This is a genomic window from Allostigmatella hybrida (genome assembly GCF_020103775.1).
GTDB lineage: Bacteria > Myxococcota > Myxococcia > Myxococcales > Myxococcaceae > Hyalangium > Hyalangium aurantiaca.
Window position 1 is genome coordinate 1 of sequence record NZ_JAHXBH010000051.1, and the last position, 19,994, is coordinate 19,994.

The 19,994-nt window shown below is 71.8% G+C and carries 19 protein-coding genes; 7 read left to right on the forward strand and 12 right to left on the reverse strand.

Features of this window, described 5'->3' with window-relative positions; translation table 11 throughout:
- Positions 1 to 134: 134 nt before the first annotated feature.
- Positions 135 to 869 carry a M90 family metallopeptidase gene (locus KY661_RS36180; RefSeq protein ID WP_225414544.1) on the forward strand — a complete coding sequence of 245 codons (735 nt, stop codon included), beginning with the start codon at positions 135 to 137 and terminating at the stop codon, positions 867 to 869.
- Between the two features lie 31 nt (positions 870 to 900).
- On the opposite strand, the gene KY661_RS36185 is transcribed toward KY661_RS36180, so the two are convergent.
- Positions 901 to 1,365, reverse strand: a complete 465-nt coding sequence (locus KY661_RS36185; RefSeq protein ID WP_225414545.1) for a YbaY family lipoprotein — start codon at positions 1,363 to 1,365, stop codon at positions 901 to 903.
- A gap of 254 nt (positions 1,366 to 1,619) precedes the next feature.
- On the opposite strand from KY661_RS36185, the gene KY661_RS36190 reads away from it, so the two are divergent.
- A complete protein-coding gene (locus KY661_RS36190) occupies positions 1,620 to 2,357 on the forward strand; it encodes a hypothetical protein (protein WP_225414546.1) in 738 nt (245 codons plus the stop codon).
- Between the two features lie 3 nt (positions 2,358 to 2,360).
- On the opposite strand, the gene KY661_RS36195 is transcribed toward KY661_RS36190, so the two are convergent.
- The 9 genes from KY661_RS36195 to KY661_RS36235 all read right to left on the reverse strand — a co-directional run bounded on the left by KY661_RS36195 (position 2,361) and on the right by KY661_RS36235 (position 13,826).
- On the reverse strand, positions 2,361 to 4,661 hold the full coding sequence (locus KY661_RS36195; RefSeq protein ID WP_225414547.1) for a hybrid sensor histidine kinase/response regulator: 2,301 nt from the start codon (positions 4,659 to 4,661) through the stop codon (positions 2,361 to 2,363).
- Positions 4,662 to 4,806: 145 nt separating this feature from the next.
- A complete protein-coding gene (locus KY661_RS36200) occupies positions 4,807 to 5,322 on the reverse strand; it encodes a hypothetical protein (RefSeq protein ID WP_225414548.1) in 516 nt (171 codons plus the stop codon).
- 376 nt (positions 5,323 to 5,698) lie between these two features.
- Entirely contained in the window at positions 5,699 to 6,796 is a 1,098-nt protein-coding gene (locus KY661_RS36205) for a response regulator (protein ID WP_225414549.1), read from the reverse strand.
- Positions 6,793 to 7,842, reverse strand: a complete 1,050-nt coding sequence (locus tag KY661_RS36210; protein ID WP_225414550.1) for a chemotaxis protein CheB — start codon at positions 7,840 to 7,842, stop codon at positions 6,793 to 6,795. Before KY661_RS36210 ends, KY661_RS36205 begins: the two co-directional genes overlap by 4 nt.
- Positions 7,839 to 9,920 (reverse strand): hybrid sensor histidine kinase/response regulator, encoded by a 2,082-nt coding sequence (locus KY661_RS36215; protein ID WP_225414551.1) that lies wholly within the window; start codon positions 9,918 to 9,920, stop codon positions 7,839 to 7,841. Before KY661_RS36215 ends, KY661_RS36210 begins: the two co-directional genes overlap by 4 nt.
- Complete coding sequence (locus tag KY661_RS36220) at positions 9,917 to 11,395, reverse strand: methyl-accepting chemotaxis protein (protein WP_225414552.1); 1,479 nt, start codon at positions 11,393 to 11,395, stop codon at positions 9,917 to 9,919. Before KY661_RS36220 ends, KY661_RS36215 begins: the two co-directional genes overlap by 4 nt.
- 3 nt (positions 11,396 to 11,398) lie before the next feature.
- Positions 11,399 to 11,935, reverse strand: coding sequence for a chemotaxis protein CheW (locus KY661_RS36225; RefSeq protein ID WP_075008689.1), 537 nt, complete (start codon positions 11,933 to 11,935; stop codon positions 11,399 to 11,401).
- Positions 11,932 to 13,359: a CheR family methyltransferase gene (locus tag KY661_RS36230; protein ID WP_225414566.1), complete on the reverse strand. Its 1,428-nt coding sequence runs from the start codon at positions 13,357 to 13,359 to the stop codon at positions 11,932 to 11,934. Before KY661_RS36230 ends, KY661_RS36225 begins: the two co-directional genes overlap by 4 nt.
- Entirely contained in the window at positions 13,359 to 13,826 is a 468-nt protein-coding gene (locus KY661_RS36235; RefSeq protein WP_225414553.1) for a chemotaxis protein CheW, read from the reverse strand. Before KY661_RS36235 ends, KY661_RS36230 begins: the two co-directional genes overlap by 1 nt.
- A gap of 382 nt (positions 13,827 to 14,208) precedes the next feature.
- Between KY661_RS36235 and KY661_RS36240 the strand changes: the two genes are divergently transcribed.
- Together KY661_RS36240 and KY661_RS36245 are read left to right on the forward strand one after the other, a co-directional pair.
- Positions 14,209 to 14,709: a PRC-barrel domain-containing protein gene (locus tag KY661_RS36240; protein WP_225414554.1), complete on the forward strand. Its 501-nt coding sequence runs from the start codon at positions 14,209 to 14,211 to the stop codon at positions 14,707 to 14,709.
- A 135-nt stretch (positions 14,710 to 14,844) separates the two neighbouring features.
- Complete coding sequence (locus tag KY661_RS36245) at positions 14,845 to 15,456, forward strand: CDP-alcohol phosphatidyltransferase family protein (RefSeq protein ID WP_317987327.1); 612 nt, start codon at positions 14,845 to 14,847, stop codon at positions 15,454 to 15,456.
- A 5-nt stretch (positions 15,457 to 15,461) separates the two neighbouring features.
- Here KY661_RS36245 and KY661_RS36250 read toward each other — a convergent pair whose 3' ends face one another.
- Positions 15,462 to 16,082, reverse strand: a complete 621-nt coding sequence (locus KY661_RS36250) for a hypothetical protein (RefSeq protein ID WP_225414555.1) — start codon at positions 16,080 to 16,082, stop codon at positions 15,462 to 15,464.
- A 215-nt stretch (positions 16,083 to 16,297) separates the two neighbouring features.
- Here KY661_RS36250 and KY661_RS36255 point away from each other — a divergent pair, with 215 nt between their 5' ends.
- A complete protein-coding gene (locus KY661_RS36255; RefSeq protein ID WP_225414556.1) occupies positions 16,298 to 16,918 on the forward strand; it encodes an RNA polymerase sigma factor in 621 nt (206 codons plus the stop codon).
- Positions 16,915 to 17,415 (forward strand): anti-sigma factor family protein, encoded by a 501-nt coding sequence (locus tag KY661_RS36260; protein WP_225414557.1) that lies wholly within the window; start codon positions 16,915 to 16,917, stop codon positions 17,413 to 17,415. Before KY661_RS36255 ends, KY661_RS36260 begins: the two co-directional genes overlap by 4 nt.
- Here the strand turns inward: KY661_RS36260 and KY661_RS37660 are convergent.
- Complete coding sequence (locus KY661_RS37660) at positions 17,412 to 19,190, reverse strand: S8 family serine peptidase (RefSeq protein ID WP_317987328.1); 1,779 nt, start codon at positions 19,188 to 19,190, stop codon at positions 17,412 to 17,414. The two genes, KY661_RS36260 and KY661_RS37660, sit on opposite strands and share 4 nt — an antisense overlap.
- Before the next feature lie 305 nt (positions 19,191 to 19,495).
- Here KY661_RS37660 and KY661_RS36275 point away from each other — a divergent pair, with 305 nt between their 5' ends.
- Positions 19,496 to 19,906 carry a hypothetical protein gene (locus KY661_RS36275; protein ID WP_225414558.1) on the forward strand — a complete coding sequence of 137 codons (411 nt, stop codon included), beginning with the start codon at positions 19,496 to 19,498 and terminating at the stop codon, positions 19,904 to 19,906.
- Positions 19,907 to 19,994: the final 88 nt, after the last annotated feature.

The following is a 19,994-nucleotide window of genomic DNA, read 5'->3' on the forward strand; positions in this document are numbered from 1 at the left end:
CAAAGCGCGAGGCCACCAGCAGGCTCCGCTGCGACACCAGCCCTATCTTCGTGCCCGGTGTGACCGATCCGGGCTAGCCAGGCCGCGGGCTTCCTCTATCATCCGGTCCGACACGCCTCCTCCCCGCGAGCCCCATGTCCGGACTGTTCCGCACCTTCCGGCGCCGCCGCCTGCTGCGCCGCCCCTTCCCCACCGAGTGGCTCGGCTACCTGGAGCGGCGCGCCCCCTTCTTCCGGAAGCTGGCGCCCGAGCCCCGCGAGCGGCTGCTCAGCCTGCTCAAGGTGTTCGCCTGGGAGAAGGAGTTCATCGGCGCGGGCGGCTTCACCCTCACCGACGAGGTGCGCGCCGTGGTCTCCGCCACCGCCGCCCGTCTGGTGCTGTACCTGGACCTCTCCTATTACGACCGGCTGCGCGAGGTCATCGTCTACCCCGATGCCTTCCGCATCCCCGACCGCACGGGCACCGTGCTCGGCGAGGCGAAGCACTGGGGCACCGTCATCCTCTCCTGGCAGTCGGTCATCACCGGCCTGGCCGACCCGAACGATGGCCACGCCACCGCCACGCACGAGTTCGCCCACGTGCTGGACCGGGAGGACGGCGCCTTCGACGGCACGCCCCACCTGCGGCGCTACTCGCACTACAGCGCCTGGGCCTCGGTGATGGACGGGCACTTCCAGAAGCTGCGCCAAGGCCAGCGCGCCGAGCGTCAGGTGATGGATGACTATGGCAGCGTCAACGAGGCGGAGTTCTTCGCCGTGGCCACCGAGTCCTTCTTCGAGAAGCCGCGCCAGATGCGCGAGAAGACGCCGGACCTCTACGAGGAGCTGAAGCGCTTCTACGGGTGGGACCCCGCCAGCACCCCGCCCTGAGGAGGCCCCAGGGCGGAGGCGCTCCTTCGCGTCAGCCCCCCTGGCGCACGTGCACCTGCACGCCGTTGCTCTTGTTGCCCTGGGTGAGCACCGGAATGGGCTCGGTGGAGGAGTAGACCCGCCCCCCGTCCAGGATGCGCGCCCGCAGGAAGTAGCTCGACTCCGGCCGGACCCGCTCCGGGGCCACGTCCACCGAGAAGGGGATGGGCACCTGGCCCGGGTTGGCGAAGGACTGCTCGGCGATCACCCCGCCCTCCTTGTTCGAGCCCGACTCCACCACTTCGACCTTCACCACCGCAGCGGGCGTGAGCGCGATGCGCTCGCGGTAGAGCACCTCGCCCGTCACCTGGAAGTGGGGCGCGGGCGGGGGCGCCGCGGGGGCCTCCGCCTCCGCCGGGGGGGGCGGCGCCGCCGGGGTGGCGGCCCCCTTCGAGGCACAAGCGCTCAACGCGAGCGCGGCGAGACATCCCATGATGACCGGCTTGGCTTGAATCATGGCGGGCATCCTGCCAGCGGCGGTGGGCGCCCGTGCAAGCCAAAGAAAAAGGGGACTCGTGAAGTGTCAGGGATTGCGGACAACACATCTGAAATCGCATTTCCCTCCTCAAACCTTTGAACACTGTCCCGGTCTTCTCCTCGCCATCCCAGGCCTGGCTTGATATCTTTTGAGTGGAAAAAGACCGTGGGTCGAATCTGACGCCGCTGTCCGGCCGCCCCTCCCGTGCGCCCCCGAGGTAACGTCCCAAGCCCATGAGCGACCCATCGAAACCGCCCTCCGGGAAGAGCCCCGTGTCCGAGGCCGTCTTCCCGCCGCTGCCCGACGCGGGCCATGAGCAACTCACGGCTGATCAGGCCCGGGACTACCTCATGTCCGTGCTCGACTACGGCCAGGAAGAAATCGACGCCAAGGCCGGCATCATCGAGGAGCTGGTGGACCTGCTGCTGCCGGAGCTGAAGGTGGTGGCCCAGCCCATCCGTCCCCCGGACGAGGATCTCAAGGAGGCCGAGGCGCTCGAGCAGCGCTTCACCGGGGTGGCCGTGCGCGAGCGCGACGCGGCCTGGCTCAAGCAGACCGGCCTGCGGCTGGACTCCACCACCCGCCCGCTCGTGCCGCGCTGGTCCGCGCCGGACAAGGTGGGCGGCGTGCTCAAGCGCGAGCTGTTCCTGCTCACCGACGGGCGCCTCGTCACCGTGGAGGCGGTGACGCCCTGGGAGACCGATGGGGGCCGGCTCGCCGCGCGGGACATCCTCGTGGGCGCGCGCGAGGTGACGCCCGCCGAGGTGCTGCGCACCTTCGACTTCGTCGCCACGCTCAAGTCCCTGCTGCGCGCCCTGTTCGACGGGGCCGCCATCCTCATGGAGCGCAACGAGCGGCCCGAGGATCTCGTGGAGCGCAGCGGGCGCTTCTTCACCATCATCGCCCAGGTGGCCATGGGCATGAAGGAGAGCGCGGACCGGCTGCGCCGCGCGGGCGACAGCCCGGCTTGAGGCTCAGGCCAGCAGCCGCGCCACGAAGGTGCGCAGCCGCTCCGGCTCGAAGGGCTTCTCCAGCAAGTCACTGGCGCGCGCGGCGACGAACTCGCGCGCCTGCGTGGAGAACGTCCCGCCGGACATCAACCCCGTGCGCCGCGCCATCAGCGGCTCGCGCTGCTCCAGCTCGCGCAGGAAGTCCACCCCGCTCATGCCCGGCATCACCACGTCGCAGAGGATGGCGTCGTACTGCTCGCCGCGCGACAGCAGGCTCAGCGCCTCGCGCGCGTCCTGCACCGCGTGCACCTCGTGCATCCCTTGCAGGAGCCGCCGCACCGAGGTGCCCACCGCCGGCTCGTCGTCGATGAGCAGGAGCCTCCGCCGGGGCGCCTCGTGCTCCTGGCGCACCGGCAGCGCCGGCAGCACCACGTCCTCGCCCTGGAAGATGGGCAGCAGCACGCGGAACACGCTGCCGTGCCCGCGCCGGCTCCGCACGTCGATCTGCCCGCCCATGGAGTGGACGATGGAGTGGCAGATGGCCAGCCCCAGCCCCGTGCCCACGCCCACCGGCTTGGTGGTGAAGAAGGGATCAAAGATGCGCTCGAGCACCTCCTGCTCCATCCCCGGCCCGTTGTCCTCCACCTCCACCACCACCCAGTTGGCCCCCTCGCACCGGGTGGCCAGGCGGATGCGGTTCTGGTCCAGGTCCGCCTTGGGGAAGGCCTGCACGGCATTCACCAGCAGGTTCACCAGCACCTGCCCCAGCCGGCCCTCGTTGCCGCGCACCGCGGGCACCGCGTCCAGCGCGCGCACCACCCGGACCCGGTAGGACAGCTCGTTGCGCACCAGCCGCAGCGCGCCCTCCATCACCTGGTGCACGTCCACCGGGCCCACGCGGTCCTCGTCCGAGCGCGCGAAGGCCTTCAGGTCCTGCACGATGGCGCGCACCCGGCCAATGCCCTCTTCCGTCTCGGCCACCACCTCGCGCAGCTCCGGCAGGGACTCGGCCGGCGGCACCCCCTGGGCCAGCACGTTGCCCAGGTAGGAGAGGTTCGAGCAGACGTAGGCCAGCGGGTTGTTGATTTCGTGCGCCACGCCGGCCGCCATGGTCCCCACCGAGACCATGCGGTCGGCCAGCCGCAGCTGCGTCTCCAGCCGCCGGTGGTCGGTGATGTCCCGGATGGTGACCACCAGGAAGGGCTGGCCCGGCGCCTCGGCGAAGACGGCGCGCTTGGTGACCAGGGTGCGCGTGGCGCCTGAAATCGAGCTCAGCGTCTCCTCGCGCTCCATGGGCTGGCCGGAGGTGAAGGCCAGCTCATCCAGCCGCCAGCCGTCGTCCGCCTCGCGCGCGGGCAGGAAGTCATGGTAGCTGCTGCCCAGCAGCTGCTCGGCGCTGCGGCGCATGAAGCCGCAGAAGGCGCGGTTGACCGCCACGAAGCGGTGCGCCCGGTCCGCCACGAAGAGCGGATCCGGCACCGCGTCCAGCGTGTTGCGCAGGAAGTCCCGCGCGCGCTCCAGCGCCTCCTGGGTGCGGATGCGCTCCAGCTCCGCGCCCGCGCGCGCCGCCAGCGCCTCCAGCAGGGCCCGGTCCAGCGTCCCCAGGTCCAAGGGCTCGCCATGGAGAATGGCCAGCACGCCGATGGCCTCCCCGCGCGAGTTCTTGAGCGCCGCGCCCAGGTAGCCGCGCATGCCCAGGTCCATCAGCATCGCGTCCTCGGGAAAGCGCGTGGCCACCCCGTCCCGGTAGTGGCACAGCGAGCTGAGCACCGCGTTGTGGCAGGGCGTGCCCTGAAGCCTGTAGGTGACGTTCTCCTCGAAGCGGCCGTTGAGCCAGAAGGCCAGGGTGCGCAGCGAGTCGCGCTCCGGCTGCAGCTCGCCCACCAGCGCGCTGGTGACGCCGAACGAGTTGGCCAGGTGCATCACCAGCGTGCGAAAGAAGTCATGCCCCAGGTCCGACGTGGTGCTGGCCAGCAGGGCCCGGAGCGCGATCTCGGGAGCGATGCGCTGCGAGACGGACCCTGCCAGGGGCGCACCACCGCCCTCCGTGGCCGCCAGACGCCGGTGGAAGGCCGCCACGCGCCTGCGCCACCCGCCGCCTTGAACCGGAATGCATTCGTCGGCACCCGCCCGGATGAGCGCTTCCTGCTCCGCCTCGGGCCGTGCCGTGAGAATCACCAAGTGTGTGCGGGGGATGAAGCGTCGCGAGTGCAGCTCGCGGCATCTGGCCACGGCCTCCTCCACGCCCCCACTGTCATCCCCCAGTACCACCAACCCAGCGGACACCGCCGCGGGCAACTCCTCCAACCGCTCAACGCTCGTCACCCGGCCCTCCCATGAGAGCCCTGACGCCTGGAATGCCCCCTCCATCTCCTCACGGACCGTAGGTGGGACGCTCAGTAGCGTTGCATGCATGTGCTGTCTCTCTTCAGTCCCTGGGCCGCTTGCTGCCGGGAGCCCAGGCCACCCATCAGCTAGCGGCCGGGGAGGGCATTTCTGGATTATACGCGGTTCGCTCCCAGCCCACATGAGGGCCTGCCTCCTGAGCGTCCTTCCAATCGTCTCGCATCCAACTGAACGTCTTCGCGTCCTTCTCGGCCGTCACCGGGTCCAGGAAGTACGCCACATCCGTGCGGGGCATGGGCGTGCCGCCCTCCCCGCCCCACTCCAGCACCGCCCACTGAATCAGGGGGCTGAAGAGCATGTGGTCCCACCCAAATGCCAGGTGGCGGCGGGGCTCCTGGGACACATCCCTCCCGGGCACCGGGAACGCTTCCTCGCCGGCCGCCTGCGCGTTCTTGTAGGCGGCGAAGGCCTGCGCATCCCGCTCGGCCGTCTCTTCGTTGACGAAGTATGCCACGTCCCGCCGGGGGGCCAGGGCCTGGGGGCCCCCACACTTCACCGACAATCCAGCACACTGCACCACCACGTATTTGACCATCGGCTTGCCAATCCGGTGGTCCCACTCCAAAGCGACGTACGGCATGGCTTGTCTCTCCTGTCAGGGTGTTCGGTTGTTACAAGTCTCATCGTATGAGCCTTTGAGAAGACATGCACAGCCTCCCCGGAACGGCGAGCGTCGGTTCTCAAACGGTCCCCCTGTAGGACAACGCGGAAAAACGGAATGCTGGGTAAAAATGGCCCCATGGCTCCGAGTGAATTCCACACTCTGAGGCCTGGACGCGGAACACGCGCCGGGGCCCATCCCAGAACCCTCCAGGTTGACTTTCGGGGGGCCGCGGACGGGTGACCTGGAGGGTTGTTTCAGCCGGCAAAACACCGCCGTCTCACCCCCCCGGCGTTTTTCACCCCACAGCAATATTTCGCTGTCCGGCGAAATCCTCTTTTTCGGGGGGGAGCGGCTACACCACCGCGAGGTGCGCGTCGCGCGTCAGCTCCTCGATGTCCGCCATGCGCTGCCGCGTCTCGTTCTCGGTGAGGAACACGCGGAGCGCGTCGCGGATGAAGGGCAGCGCCTGGGTGAGGGAGACGGGGCTCAGCTGCTGCGGCTCCACGCTGGCCCGGCGGCAGGCGCGGGCGATGGTGGAGGAGGCAATCACGGGCGACAGGCCGCTGCGCGCCACCACGCGCTCCAGCAGCGCGCCGGCCTCGGGGGGCTTGGCGGGCGCGGCCGGCTTGGCGGGCGCGGAGGCCTCCCCTTCCGGGGACTGGCGGCGGAGCATGTTGCGCACCTGCGCGCGCAGGAGCCCCAAGTCACTGGCCTTGGGACAGAACGCGTCCACGCCGGCGTTGAGCGCCTCGGCCATCTTCTGGCTCTCGAAGCGCGAGGTGAACATCAGCACCGGCACCGAGGCGAGCCCCGGCCGCGAGCGGATGAGGCGCGTGGCGGAGATGCCGTCCATGCCCGGCAGCATCAGGTCCATCAGCACGCAGTCCACGGGCTGCGCCTCCAGCAGCGGCAGCGCCTCCTCCGCGGAGCGCGCGGGGATGAGGTCATGCCCGTCCTGGCGCAGCTCCTCCACCACCGCCTGGAGGAACGTGGGGCTGTCGTCCACCACCAGCAGGCGGCGGCGGCGCGCGGCGGCCACCAGCGGCGGCTCGGCCTCGGGGGCCTTGGACGGCGGCGGGGGGCGCGACTGGATGAGCTCGCGCGCGCGCTTCACCACGAAGGCGGAGTCGTACGGCTTGCCCACGTAGTCGCTGGCGCCCTCGCTCAGGCCGCGCAGGCGCGCGCCCACGGCGGACTCGGAGGAGAGCAGCAGCACGGGCACCTGGGAGGTGCGCTCGTGCGCGCGCATCTCCATGAGCAGGTCCACCCCGTCGCCGTCCTGCAGGAGGACATCGAGGATGACCAGGTCGAAGCGCTCCTCGGACAGGGCCTTGCGCGCCCCGCCAATGCCGCCGCACAAGAGGGTGGAGAACCCCGCGGCGCCGAGCACCACGCGCAGGTCCGCCCGCACGGTCGCGCTGTCGTCCACGATGAGTACCCTGGGCTTCATGCCTGTCCTCGCTCCGGGCGCCGGCGCGCGAGCGCGGCGAGCCACCCGGGAATGTCCTGCAATCCAACCACGTGTCTGGCCGCGCCCAGGCGGATGGCCTCGCGCGGCATGCCGAACACCACCGAGCTGGCCTCATCCTGGGCCAGCGTCACCGCCCCGGAGCGCCGCAGCGCATCCATTCCCTCGGCCCCATCCCGCCCCATGCCCGTGAGCAGGCAGCCGATGGCCCTGCCTCCCAGCTCGCGCGCCGCGGACTCGAAGAGCACGTCCACCGAGGGCCGGCACGAGTGGCGCTCCGGCCCATCCGTCAGCCGCAGGAGCCCCTCGCTGAGGACCAGGTGGCGGTTAGCCCGGGCCAGCACCAGCGCCGGGCGGCACATGGACGGCAGCACCTCGCCGTCCACCGCCTGGCGCACCGGCAGGGGCGAGTATTTGCCCAGCCACTCCACCATGGACAGCTCGAACTGCTCGGACAGGTGCATCACCAGCAGGATGGGCAGGGAAAAGTCCCGGGGCAGCCGCTGGAGGATGTCCTTCACCGCGGCGGGGCCGCCCGTCGAGGCGCCCATCACCACGGCGCGCGCGGGCAAGTCCCGGGGCGGCTCCGGCTCCAGCTTCAGGCGCCCCAGGGGGTGGGTGATGGAGGGCACGCGCGCGGCGAGCTTCACCCGGGCGAGCAATTCCACCATCCAGTCCTCGGTGGGGGTGCGCAAGGGCCGCTCCATGCCGTCCACCGCGCCGGCGCTCAGCGCATCCAGCAGGTGCAGCCCCCGGGCGCGGTTCTCCGGGGAGGAGAAGACGACGATGGGGGTGGGACAGTGGGCCATGATGCGCCGGGTCAGCTCCACGCCGTTCACCTTGGGCAGCGCCAGGTCCAACGCCACCACGTCCGGGCGCAGCCGCTGACATAGCTCGAAGGCCCGGTCCCCGTCAGCGGTCTCCGCGGCCACCATGCACCCCGCGTCCGCCGAGAAGGCATCCACCAGCCGGCGCCGCACCGTCGGTGAATCCTCGGCGATGAGGATGCGCAGGGCGCGCGTGCTCATGGGCTCCGCTCCGTGGGTCCCCCGGACAACCGCCGCACCGTGTCCAGAAAGCCGTGCTGATCGAACTCACCCTTGACGATATATGCCGACACGCCCGCCTCACGCCCGCGCCGTTGGTCCTCCTCCGCGCCCAGGGAGGACACCATGATAACAGGCAGCGAGGCCAGCGCGGGCGTGGCGCGCACCTTGCGGGTGAAATCCAGGCCACTCATTCCCGGCATCTCCACGTCGACGATGACGAGCGAGTGGCCGCCGCGAGACACCTTCTCCAGCCCCTCCTCGCCCGAGGCGGCCAGCTCCACCTGGTAGCCGGCCGACTCCAGGATGCCCTGCTCCAGCATGCGCGTGGTGACCGAGTCGTCGATGACGAGCACCCGGCGCTTGCGCGTGGCCTGCGCCTGCACGGTGGGCACGTGCCCCTGGCGCACCCAGTGGGCCAGGCCCACCATGTCCATCACCAAGAGCGGCTCGCCCTGGGCATCGAAGCTGGCCCCGGCCACGAGGGGCAGCGGGGGCACCGAGGAGGGCAAGGGCCGCACCACCACGCGGTGAATGCCGCGCAGCCGGTCCACGCCCACCGCCACGCGCGCCTCGCCGCGGCCAATCACCACCGCGGACCAGGGCCGGGGCTGGGGCGGCTCGGGGTTGCCCAGCACCGTGGCCATCGGCAGGAACGTCACCGTCTGGTCCTCGTGGAGGAAGGAGGCCCGGGCGCCCACCCACGTGAGCGTCTCCGGCCCCAGGCGCACCGTGGCGCTCAGCGCATCCAGCGGCAGGAGCACGCGCCGGTTGCCCACCTCCGCCTCCAGCACCTCCAGCGAGGTGAGGGACACGGGCACATCCAGGATGATGCTCGTGCCCAGGCTCGGCCAGGTGGCCGCGGTGGCCTCGCCCTTCAGCGCGCGGGCAATCTCGCGCACCACGTCCAGCCCGACGCCGCGGCCAGACAGGTCCGTCACGGAGCGCGCGGTGCTGAAGCCCGCCTGGAAGAGCAAGTCCAGCAGCGCCGCCTCGTCCAGCGAGGCCGCGTCCTGCTCCAGCACCAGCCCGCGCGCCACCGCCGCGTCGCGCACGCCGCCCAGGTCCACGCCGCGCCCGTCGTCCTCGCACAGAAAGCGCACCCGGGCCCCGCGCCGCTCCACGCGCACGAGCACACGGCCCGCCTCCGGCTTGCCCAGCGCGAGCCGCTCCTCGGGCATCTCCAGCCCGTGGTCCACCGCGTTGCGCACCGCGTGCAACAGCGCCTGGCGCACCGCGGCCAGCACGTGCCCATCCAGCCGCACCTCCCCGCCCTCGGCCTGGAGCGAGACGCGCTTGCCCGTCAGGGCCGCCGCCTCGTGCGCCGCCAGTTCCAGCGAGCCGAACAGCGTGGAGGCGGGCACCAGCCGCAGCGCGTGGCTCGCGTCCCGGAGCCGGGACAGCTCACCCTCCACCTTGCCGAGCCCCCCGTCCAGCCGCCGGCCCGCGCGCGTGAGGGCCCCGTTGAGCCCCTCGGCCACGGCCAGGGTGCGCGAGAGCCACCGGGCGCGCTCGGCGGGCGAGGCGCTCGCGGCCCCGGGCGCGGAGAGGTGCTCGAGCAGCCCCTCCGCCGCGTTGCGGGCCTGCCCCACCGCCTCCACCGCCTCGCGCAGGCCGCCCAGGCGCACCACCGCCTCGGCGAGCCCATCCAGCAGCTCCTCCAGCGCGGAGAGCTCCACGCGCAGCGTCTCGGGCGCGCTCCCGTCGGGCACCGGCTGCGGCTCCTCGCCGGGGGCCGCCGGGGGCGGGGCGTCCATCTCCGCCAGCGCCTCGCCCATCTGCGCCACCAGGCGGATGAACTCGCTCACGCTGGAGCGCGGCAGCGGCACGCCCTCGTCGCGGAAGGGCTGGAGCGCGTCCTCCACCGCGTGGGCAATCTCCGCGATGCGCGCGTGGCTGACCACGCGCGCGGCGCCCTTGAGCGTGTGCGCCCAGCGGAAGAGCTGGGGCACCATCTCGGCGTCGTCCGCGCCCTCCTCCAAGGCCACGAAGCCCTGGCCAAGCTGCTGAAGCAGCTCGCGGGCCTCGACCTTGAAGTAGCGCAGAATCTCGTCGTTCATGCCGGGGCCGAGGTGCGGCTGTCCACCAGCGAAGCGAGCTGCTTGGAGAGCCGGGTCAGCTGCGTGGAGGTCTGCAACGTCTGCGCGGAGCTCACCTCCGTCTGCCGGGCCGTCATCGCCACCTGCTGGATGGCGGTGCTCACCTGCTCCACCGCCGTCGTCTGCTGCTGGGTGGACAGCTCGATTTCACGCGCCACGTCCAGGTTGTTGCCCGTCAGCTCGGCGATGCGCTTGAAGGTGCCCGCCACGTCCGAGAACTGCCGCGCGCTGTTCTGCACCGCCTTGGAGCCATCCTCGGTGGCCATGAGCGTGGTGTTCGCCGCGGCGCGCACCTCGTCGATGAGCGAGCGCACATCCTTCGTGGAGGCCCCGACGCGGTCGGCCAGCTTGCGGATCTCCTCGGCCACCACCGCGAAGCGCCGGCCGTGCTCGCCCGCGCCCGCGCTCTCGATGGTGGCGTTGATGGCGAGAATGTTCGTCTGCTCGGCCAGCTCGTTGATGATGTCCAGGATGCCGCCGATCTCCTGCGAGCGCTTGCCCAGCTCCAGCATGTGGTTGACGATGACGTCCACCTGGCGGCGCACCGTCTCGATGGCCTCCTGGGCCCGGTCCACCGTCTGCGCGCCCAGGCGCGTGGTGCCCGCGGTCTCGCTCGCCACGCGCGACACCTGCTGCGCGTTGCCCGCGATTTGCCGGAACGTGGAGAGCAGCTCCTTGACGGTGGTGGAGACCTCCGTCGTGGCGGAGGCCTGCTCGCGCGCGCCGGACACCTGCTGGGTGGCGGCGGCCTGCAGCTCCGCGGAGGAGCTCTGCACGTGCTCCACCGCCTGGCCGATCTGCTTGCGCAGCCCGCGGCTGATGGCCACCCCCGTCACCACGATGAAGATGAGCACCGCGGCCACGCCGCCCTCGGCCAGCCACGTGAGGAACCGCGCGTCCTCCTCCGCCCCGCGCTCCTGGTTCTGCAGGAGCCGCTCCTCGGTGGCGCGCATCTCGTCCACGCTGGAGCGCAGCGTGTCCGAGGCGCGCCGGTTCTCGTCCGCGGCGATGAGCGCCAGGGCGGCCTCGAAGCCCTTGGCGCGGCGCGCGTCGATGACTTCCTGCATCTCCTGGAGCCGGACCGTGACGCGCTGCTGGACGCTGGCCAGGTGACGCTGCTGCTCGGGCAGGTTCACGGTGAGCGCGCGCAGCGTCTCCAGCTCCCCGGCGATGCGCGCCTCGGCGGTGCGCACGGTGGCCAGGAACGCATCCTGGCCGGTGATGACGTAGCCGCGCTTGGCGGACTCCACATGGTTGAGCTCGGAGACGACGGTCTCCAGGTGGGCCATGACCTTATAGGTGTGCCCCATCGTCCGGCTGGTCTCCAGGAAGCGCTGATTGCCGCGCATCGTCAGGATGGCCAGGATGCCGATGCTCACCAGCACCGCCGCGTACCCGCCGGCGATCTGTTGTCCCACCGTCCACTTCCTACGCATTCACTACCTCGTGTTCCGCGGAGCCGCGGCCCCGTCCAGGAGATCTTTTACCAACGCATCCACATCCAGCACCGGCAGGGGCGGCGCGTCCGGGCGCGCCACGCTGGCCCGCAGGTAGGGCCGGGGGGCTTCCCCCGCGTTCGGCTGTATCTGCTCGGGGGTGACGCGCAGCTGGCCCTCGAAGCCCCCCACGGCCAGCCCCATGCGCCGCTCGCCCCCGCACAGCACCATCCAGTGCGGCTTCTCGTCCGAGGGCAGCCCCAGCCGGTAGGCCAGGTCATGCACCGCCACCAGCTGGCCGCGCAGGCCCATCAGGCCCAGCAGCCCCGCGGGGCTGCCCGGCAGGGCCACCACCCGGGTGAGGATGTGCAGGCCCGACAGCCGCTCCAGCGGCACCGCCAGCGCCGAGCCCGCCACGCGCAGCCGCAGCAGCACCTCCCAGCGCGTGTCCACCCGCGCGGGCGGGCGCGAGAAGGACAAATCGAACTCCTCGCGCAGCTCGGCCAGGCGCCGGGACGTGCTCTCACTCCGGCTGGTCATGGAACCTCCGCGCAGGCGCGCAGCTCTTGCTGGCAGACCTGCATCAAGCCGTGGCGGCCAAAGCCGCCGCCAAACAACGTCAGGTGAAGGGGTTGCTCGTGCGCGAGCAGCGTGAGCGCCAGCCGCAGCGCCACGCGGGCGGGCATGGCCTCCCGCGCACGCCGGGCCAGGATGCCCAGGCGCAGGTGCCCCAGCGCGAACGTGGGCTCCAGGTGCACGGCCCGCGCGTAGCGGTGGCGCGCGCCCCCGTCATCCCCGGCCTGCTCGCGGCACAGCCCCAGCAGGTAGTACACGGCGGCCTCCGCCCGGCCGGTGGCCACGAGCGACTCGGCCACCCGCTCCGCCTCCGGGAAGTGGCCGCTCTGGAAGTGCAGCACCGCCCGCAGCAGCCGCGCGCTGGACTGCTCCCGGTCCGCCTCGGGGAGCTGCTCCAGCCACGCCTGGGCCTCCGCGTACCGCTCCTCCTCCAGCAGCCGCCACGCCCGATCCATGCCGGGCGGCTCGTGGGGCGACGGCTTCGGGTTCCAGGCCGAAGGCACGGAAGCGCTCGCCTCCGCCGCGCGGGGGGCGCGCACGGCCAGGGGCGGGGGCTCCGGAGGCCCGGAGGGCGCGGGGGCCGTGCGGCGGCGGTGGTAGAAGGCCTCGCCGGCCTGCAGCACCTCGAAGGACTCGGAGAAGCCCCGGGGCGTCTCGGAGGGCCCCAGCAGCAGGACGCCTCCCGGCGTGAGCGCCCGCTCCAGGCGGGCGATGACGGCGCGGGTCACCTCGGCGGTGAAGTGCAGGGTGACGTTGCGGCAGAGGATGACGTCGAAGGAGCCCGGCGCCCAGAAGACCGGATCCTCCTCCAGCAGGTTGCGCTCCTCGAACACCACGCGCTCGCGCGCGCTGGGCCGGGGCTCGAAGTCCCCGTTGGGCAGGGTGTGGAACCAGCGCTCGCGCAGCGCCTCGGGACAGGAGCGCAGGGACCAGGCGGCGTAGCGCGCGCGGCGGGCCCGCTCGATGGCGCGGGGGTTCACGTCCACGCCCGTGATGAAGAGGCGCTCGGGCTCCACCAGCGGGTTCTCCCGGCTGAGGATGGCCACCGAGTACGCCTCCTCGCCGGAGGAGCACCCCGCGCTCAGCACGCGCGCCGGCTTGCCCCCGCGCTGCACCTGGGGCAGCACCTCCCCCACCAGCGCCTGTAGCTGGGCCTGGTGGCGGAAGAAGTACGTCTCGCCCACCGTGAGCCGCTCGGCCAGCACGCGCAGCTCCGCGTCCTGGGGCCCGGCGCACTCCAGCCGGTCCAGGTAGGCCTCCAGGCTGGTGCGCGCGGACTTCTCCGCCAGCAGCGCCTCCAGCTCCCGGCCTCCGTTGGGAACGGGCGCGAGCCCCAGGCGCCGCTCCACGAAGGTGGCGAACCGGCTCACGGCCCTGGGCCACTCCATCACGCCTCGCCTCCCGTCACGAGCCGGCCCCAGACCGCCTCGGTGAGCAGCCGCGAGGTGTTCAGCGCCGCCAGGAGCTGCCCATCCAGCGTGCCCAGCACCTCCAGGTTGCCCCCCACGGCGACCGCCAGCAGCGGCGGCAGCGAGCCCAGCTCGCGCGCGCCCAGCCGCCGCAGCCCCAGCACCTCCTCCACCTCCAGCACGAGCTGCCGCTCGCCCACGCGCAGCGAGACGAAGCGCTGCGAGGTGCCCGCGCGGGTGCCGCCCAGCAACGTCGCCAGGTGCACCACGGGAGACGGCCGGCCCCGCACGATGGCCACCCCCCGCACGAACGGCGGGGCCTCCGCCACCGGCGTCACCGGCAACGGCCGCATCGTCTCGACGACCTCCGCAATGGGCAGCGCGCAAATCCAGCCCCGCGCACGCACGATCAGGAAGCGTCCCTCTTCGGCACCGCCAAACATCATGACTTCTGACATTGATGCAGTCCGGTTCTCTCTCTGAAACGGGGGCAAACTGAATCATCGCACTTCCGTGGCGCGGAGCCCAAGCACCGCCCTCCGGGGCAGAAGCGCCCCTCCTGCCTGTCAGCCACAACGGCACTTTCGCGCTCACCTGGAACGGGCCTCGGTCTTCGTCCTCCCCCACCCGGGCGGCGGCATTCTGGATCGAAACAGCACCGGTTCTGAAGGCAGACGGCGGCAGGCGAGGACACCCGCCCGCTGCCGGAGCGGCCATCCACACGGCCCCAGGTGTCAGGCCCCCGGCCCATTGCCATGTTTTTGGATGCACCCATCGGTCAGGGCATGGGGCCTTGGCCTTTTCTCACGTCGAGCGGAGAAGCGGACAATGTTCGAACGCATGCGAAGTGGCATGGCCGTCTTGAGCCGGGATGGCGTCCACGTGGGGCGCATCGTGGACGTCACGGAGGACGGCATCGTCATCGAGAAGGGGCTGATTTTCCACCGGGACTTCGTGGTGCCCTTCCATGACGTCGCCCAGTTCCAGGGCGATGAGATCGTCCTCTCGCTCGACAAGGCCTCGCTGCGCGGCGCGCACGGACGGAGCCTGATGCCCCCGGAGCCGTCCGCGGCGCACAGGGACGACACGCCCCCTCAGCAGGACGCGCTGGACGATGCCGAGACGATGACCCCCGCGGCGGTGGCCCGTCCTCGGGCTGCCGCGGGCCGGGCCCCTGGCGTCTTCCCCTACGCGGCCCCGGAGCCCGCCCTGTCCGAGCGCCGGGCCGCGGGTCCAGGCTGGGATCCGATGAGCGCGGACGAGGAGCCAGCGGAGCAGAAGCCCGCGCCCCTCATGGGGCCGGAACACGATCCCCTGACGCGCTACTAGCCCTCGCGCCCGCCTATCCTCGGAACCTGGGCGGACAGGCGGGCAAGGGCCTTGTCTCCCTCCCTCCCATCGAGGCGGCGGCCTTGGATGCGGCTTGGAATGTCCTCCTTATGTTGAAGAGAGGAGCGCCAAGCCATGGATCAACCCCTTCTCAGTCCCCATGAGCTTCCGGCCGGGCGCGGCCCGGCTCCCGCGCCTCGCAAGACGGGGGGGCTGTCACGCCGGACACAGCTGGCGCTGCTGCACCTGCTGTCGCTCTCCCGGCTGGGCTTGGCGGTGCTGTTCCTGATGAACTCGGACACGTGGGTGCGCGCGGGGCTCATCGCCCTGTCGGGCTTCACGGACGTGCTGGATGGGTGGATTGCCCGCCATGCCCGCCTCACCAGCCGGCTCGGGGCGCTCATTGATCCGGTGGCCGACCGGGGCTTCGCCGTCACCGCCATCCTCGCCTTGCTGCTGGAGGGGCTGCTCACGCCCCTCCAGGTGACGCTCCTGCTGCTGCGCGATGCGGCCACGGCCCTGGGCTTTATCGTCTCGCGCCTCGTGCCCGCGCTCCGTCCAGTGGAGCTGCGGGCGCGCATGCTCGGCAAGGCCGTCACCACGCTCCAGGCGATGGCCTTGATCGCGGCCCTGCTGGTACCCGCCGCCGTCCCCGCGCTCGTCGCCGTCGTGGGCGTGACGGCCCTGGCCTCCGTGGTGGACTACTCCCGGGCCGTGCTCCGGGCGCGCGGCCAGCTCCCCGCCTGAGCCGCTCAGCGCTCCTGCTGCAGGGCGCCAGCGGGCAGGACGGTGATGTCGGACGCCTCATTCCCACTCTGGGAGAGCAGATCCACCGTGGCCCGCACCGGCGTCCCAGGCTCCAGCTGCTTCGAGGTGATGCGTCGGCCGTTCGCCTCGCGCATCGCCGTGTTCTTGCCCAGCGCGACCGGGAAGGCCTGGCCCTCACCGTCCACGAGCACCAGCCGGTCCCCGGACACCGAGCGCACCGTCCCCGTGTAGAAGGCGTCCACCCGCGCCTTTCCGGTGCCCGGCGAACTGGGGGCGGAGGCCGTGTCCTGGGTCTGGGCCGTGGGCGGATGCGAGGCCGGGGCCGTGACGCCGGTCTGCTGGCCCGAGCCCCCCACGCCCACGTCCGGGTTCATGCTCGCCAGCTCCGAGCGGAGCTGGGCCAGCTCGCGCTGCATTCCCGCCACCTCCGACTGGAGCTGCCGCACGGTCTGCCGCAGGGCCGCCGTGTCCGTCGCCTCCGCCGTGCCCGAAACCGTGCTGCGCGTCGCGGGGTTCTGGGCTTGCGCGAGCCGCGGCGCCTCCGCGCCACACAGGAGCATTCCCGCGCACACCATGCCTACCGTCATCCAGGCCGCTCGTTGCATGTGCCAACCTCCCGTGTGTCCTCTGTGGAAAGGTTGGGGGGAAGGCCCGCCTGGGCAACGCACGGCCCCCGCCCCCTGCCCTCCCGGACCCCGGGGGTAGGAGCAAGTGGGTTTCCGCCCCGGCCGGACTTGGGGCACGCTGGGGCGGTCCGGCATTCCGTCCCAAAAAGCAGCCTGCCGTGAAACTCCGGGCGGGCTCGTGACACGAAAGCACCGTGGCCCCTTTGCTCGCCTTGCGACTGCTCCCCGTGGAAGAGGCTCCCCCTGACTCCCGGGAAGGGCAACAGGCCCTGGTCCGCCGGGCGCGGGCCGGGGATGCCACCGCCTTCCGGGCCCTCTTCGAGCGCCATGCGCCCACCGTGTGGCGCTTCCTGAAGGACTCCTTCCGGGACGAGGCCGCCGCGGACGAGGCCACGCAGGAGACCTTCGTGCGGGCCCACACCCGGCTCACGGCCCTGCGGGACGATGACCGGCTGGGCTCCTGGCTGCTGGGCATCGCGCGCCGGGTGTTCCTGGAGACGCGCCGGGTGCGCGGCATCCGCGTGGACCTGGCCCACGAGGACACCGAGGGGCTGCTGGAGGCGGAGCTGCCCAGCCCCACGCCGGAGGATCTGCTGCTGGACCACGAGACGGAAGTCCTCCTGGCCGAAGCGCTGGGACACCTGCGCGAGGAGCGGCGCTCCGCCCTGCTGCTGCGCATCGACCATGGCCTGCCGTACGAGGAGATCGCATCGGTGATGGGGTGGACGATTCCGAAGGTGAAGAACGAGATTCACCGCGCGCGGCTCCAGCTGCGCGAGCACCTGGCCCCCCACCTTGGAGGAGGACGTTCATGAGCCCCCGCTGCCCTGAGCAGGACCTGGACGCGTTGCTGGCCGGGGAGCTGTCCCCCTCGGAGGCCGGGCGGGTGCGCTCCCACGCCGAGGCCTGTGCCGCGTGTACGCAGGCGCTCGCGTGGCTGAAGCTGGAGCGCGGCTGGATGGCCCAGCGGGCCCGCCGCATGCCCGCGCGGCCCGCGCTGAACTTCGAGGCGATTCAGGCGCGGCTGGATGCCGCCCCCGCGCGGCCACCGGCGCCTCGGACGTCGCCCCGGTGGGTGGGGTTCTGGGCCGCCACCGGGAAGATGGCCCTGGGCGCCGCGGCGGCCGTGGCGTTCCTGGTCATCAACATGACCCAGATGCCCCCAGCGGCCTCCATCGAGGAGTCCTGGACCCAGGACGCGCTCGCCTCGGGGCTGCTGGCCTGTGAGGACACGAGCAGCCAGGAGGTGGCGGCGATGGAGGCCCGCTTCGGGGCCTGCCTCATCGCCTCCCCCGTGCTGACCTCGCACTAAGGCGTGGGAGGGTAGGTCTTCTCCAGCAGCTCCAGCGCAGCCTTGGCCTGGACGAGCCCGTACCCGAAGGTGGCGTCCTTCCCCTTCTCGGGGCCGAGATCCTGGGCGGACTTCTCCAGAAGGTCGCGCACCTGGAGGGCCGTCAGCGAGGGCCGCGCGCTCCACACCAGCGCGGCCACCCCGGTGACGTGGGGCGTGGCCATGGAGGTGCCCGTCAGGCGGGTGTAGTCCACGCCGACGAGGCCCACCCGGGCCTGCTGGCCCGCGAGCCCCCGGAGGGCCGCGCCGTCCTGGAAGGAGACGGAGGCGGTGGGCAGCCACAGGGGGGACGGCTCGCCCAGGGTGAACTGGCCCATTCCATCGGTGGGATCATTGTTGCCGATGATGACCGCCCGGGCGCCGGCGCGCCGCATGGCGTCGGCCTTCTTGGCGAAGGTCAGCCCGTTGCCCTCCGCGTCCGTGCCCCCGCGGTCCACGTAGGCCACGAACCCATCGCACGTGGCGCTCCCACCGCAGTCAGCCCCCGAGCCCCCCTGGCCACACGTCACCAGCGGCCCCAGGTAGTTGCCCACCGGGGCGTACTCGAGCGCCTTGGACAGGTACGGCACGCCCCCGACTTCCAGAACGGAGTAGGTGTTGGTCTCGGGCACGGTGGCCGACAGCACATCGACGCCCGGGGCCACCAGGGAGAGATTGTCGCCCATCTGCGAGAACGTGGGGTGCTCGCCGTCGAACGTCACGGCGCCCACGGCGAGGACGCTCTCGTAGCTCGCTGGGTAGGCCAGTCCCGGCTCGGTGGCCGGATCGCCCGTGCCCCCATTGCCCGAGGCGGCGATGGTGAGCATGCCCGCATTCAGCGCGGCTTCGAACGCGGCCTTCTCCGTGGGATCGGACGTTCGGGAGCCCAGCGACAAGGACGCCAGCTTGGCACCTTCCGTCTGGCACCAGTCCAGTGCGGCGATGATGCTCACCAGATCTCCGGTGCCCTTGGTGTTGAGCACGCGCGCCACGAGCAGCTCCACCCCAGGCGCCACGCCCACCACGCCCGAGGTGTCCTCGGCGGGATTCACCGAGCCCGTGGAGCCCATCTGCGCGACGATGGTGGCCGCCGTGTGCGTGCCATGGCCTCCGCCCCACGTCTTCGTCTTCGTGTCGAAGTCGCGCGGGTCATCATCCTTCTCGACGAAGTCCCTACCGCCCACATAGGCCGCCTTCAGCTCCGGGTGCCGGTCATCCCAGCCGCTGTCGATGACACACACCCGGATGTTCGAGCCGGTGGGCGCGTTGGCATCCAGCACCCCATCCCCGTCGGCATCCCAAACCTTGTCGGCCTGCACCATCTTGATGCCGTCGGTGTACTCGGTGGGGCTGCCGGTGGTGAGCGGCGGCAGGCGCGTGGTGGCGAAGGCGTAGACCGGACGGTTCGGGGTGATGGAGAGCACCTCGGGGTCCTGCTCGAGCTGCTGGCGCGCCTCGGGCGTCAGCTCCGCGGCGACGGCGCCCAGCTTGGGCCACCGCTCGTGGACCTGGCCGCCGAAGCGCACCACGGCATCCCCGGCGGCCCGTGTGGCGGCGGAGGCGGACACGGTGCGGCGGAAGCGGACGATGAACTTCGGCGGCACATCCTCGGCAACGGCCTGGGACTGGGAGATGGGCGAGGGCAGCACGCTTTCCACCGCGTCGGGGCAGTCCTGCGTCTCGACGGGAGGCACATCCTCGCTTCCACACGCCGCCACCGTCAGGGTGGCGAGGCCCAGAAAGATCGAACGCTTCATCCGTTACTCACTTTGTCGCTCTGCGTGGAAGGGCCACCCACCCCAGCGTGCCAGGCACCGGGAGCAGGCGGACGGGAACGAACACGGTCTGGGAACAGATTAATCGCGGAGAGCGGGAGCCTGCCCGTCCAACAGGCGTGCATACAGCGGCGCACAATTCCGCTGCCGCGGGGCGCTACCGCCCCCTCCCGCCGGGGGAACGGCGCCTGGCCCGGGAGCCGCGCAGCATGCGCCTTGCCCCTCCCCGAGAAGCCGGATAGGGAGGCGGGGCTCTTCCCCCCTCCTGGAAAGGGAGTTTCCCCCCCGTGTTGGCCCCCCGAGATCGCCGGGACCTGGCGTGTCTGGGCCTGATGGTCCTGGTGTACGGGCTCGCGGGGGCCCCGGTGCTGCACGCGGTGGTGGACCACGCGGGCGGCCTGGGAGGTGGGCACGCCCCGGCGGCGCATCACACGCACCGGCCGGGGAGCCTGGAAGCGGCGGGCCACGCGCACGAGGATGCGGGGGAGCACGGCCACGCGCACCCGGACGAGGACGCGGGCCATCCCCACCAGCACGCCCCCGGCGCGGTGGAGCACCTTCAAGCGGTGGCGGTGGCCCACGCGGCGGTGCTGGCGCCCGTGGTGTGGTGGGTCACGCTGACGCCGGCGGTGTTCCTGGGCCCGAGGCGTCTGCCCGGAGCCCTGCCCCGTCTGACGGCGATGCCCCAGGGCCCTTAGCGGCCGGGCCCCAGACAGCGACCGTGTGCCCGCGAACTGCGGAGCACGAGACGTTTCCCACGAAGCGGGGGTCCGTCCTCGGGTGACG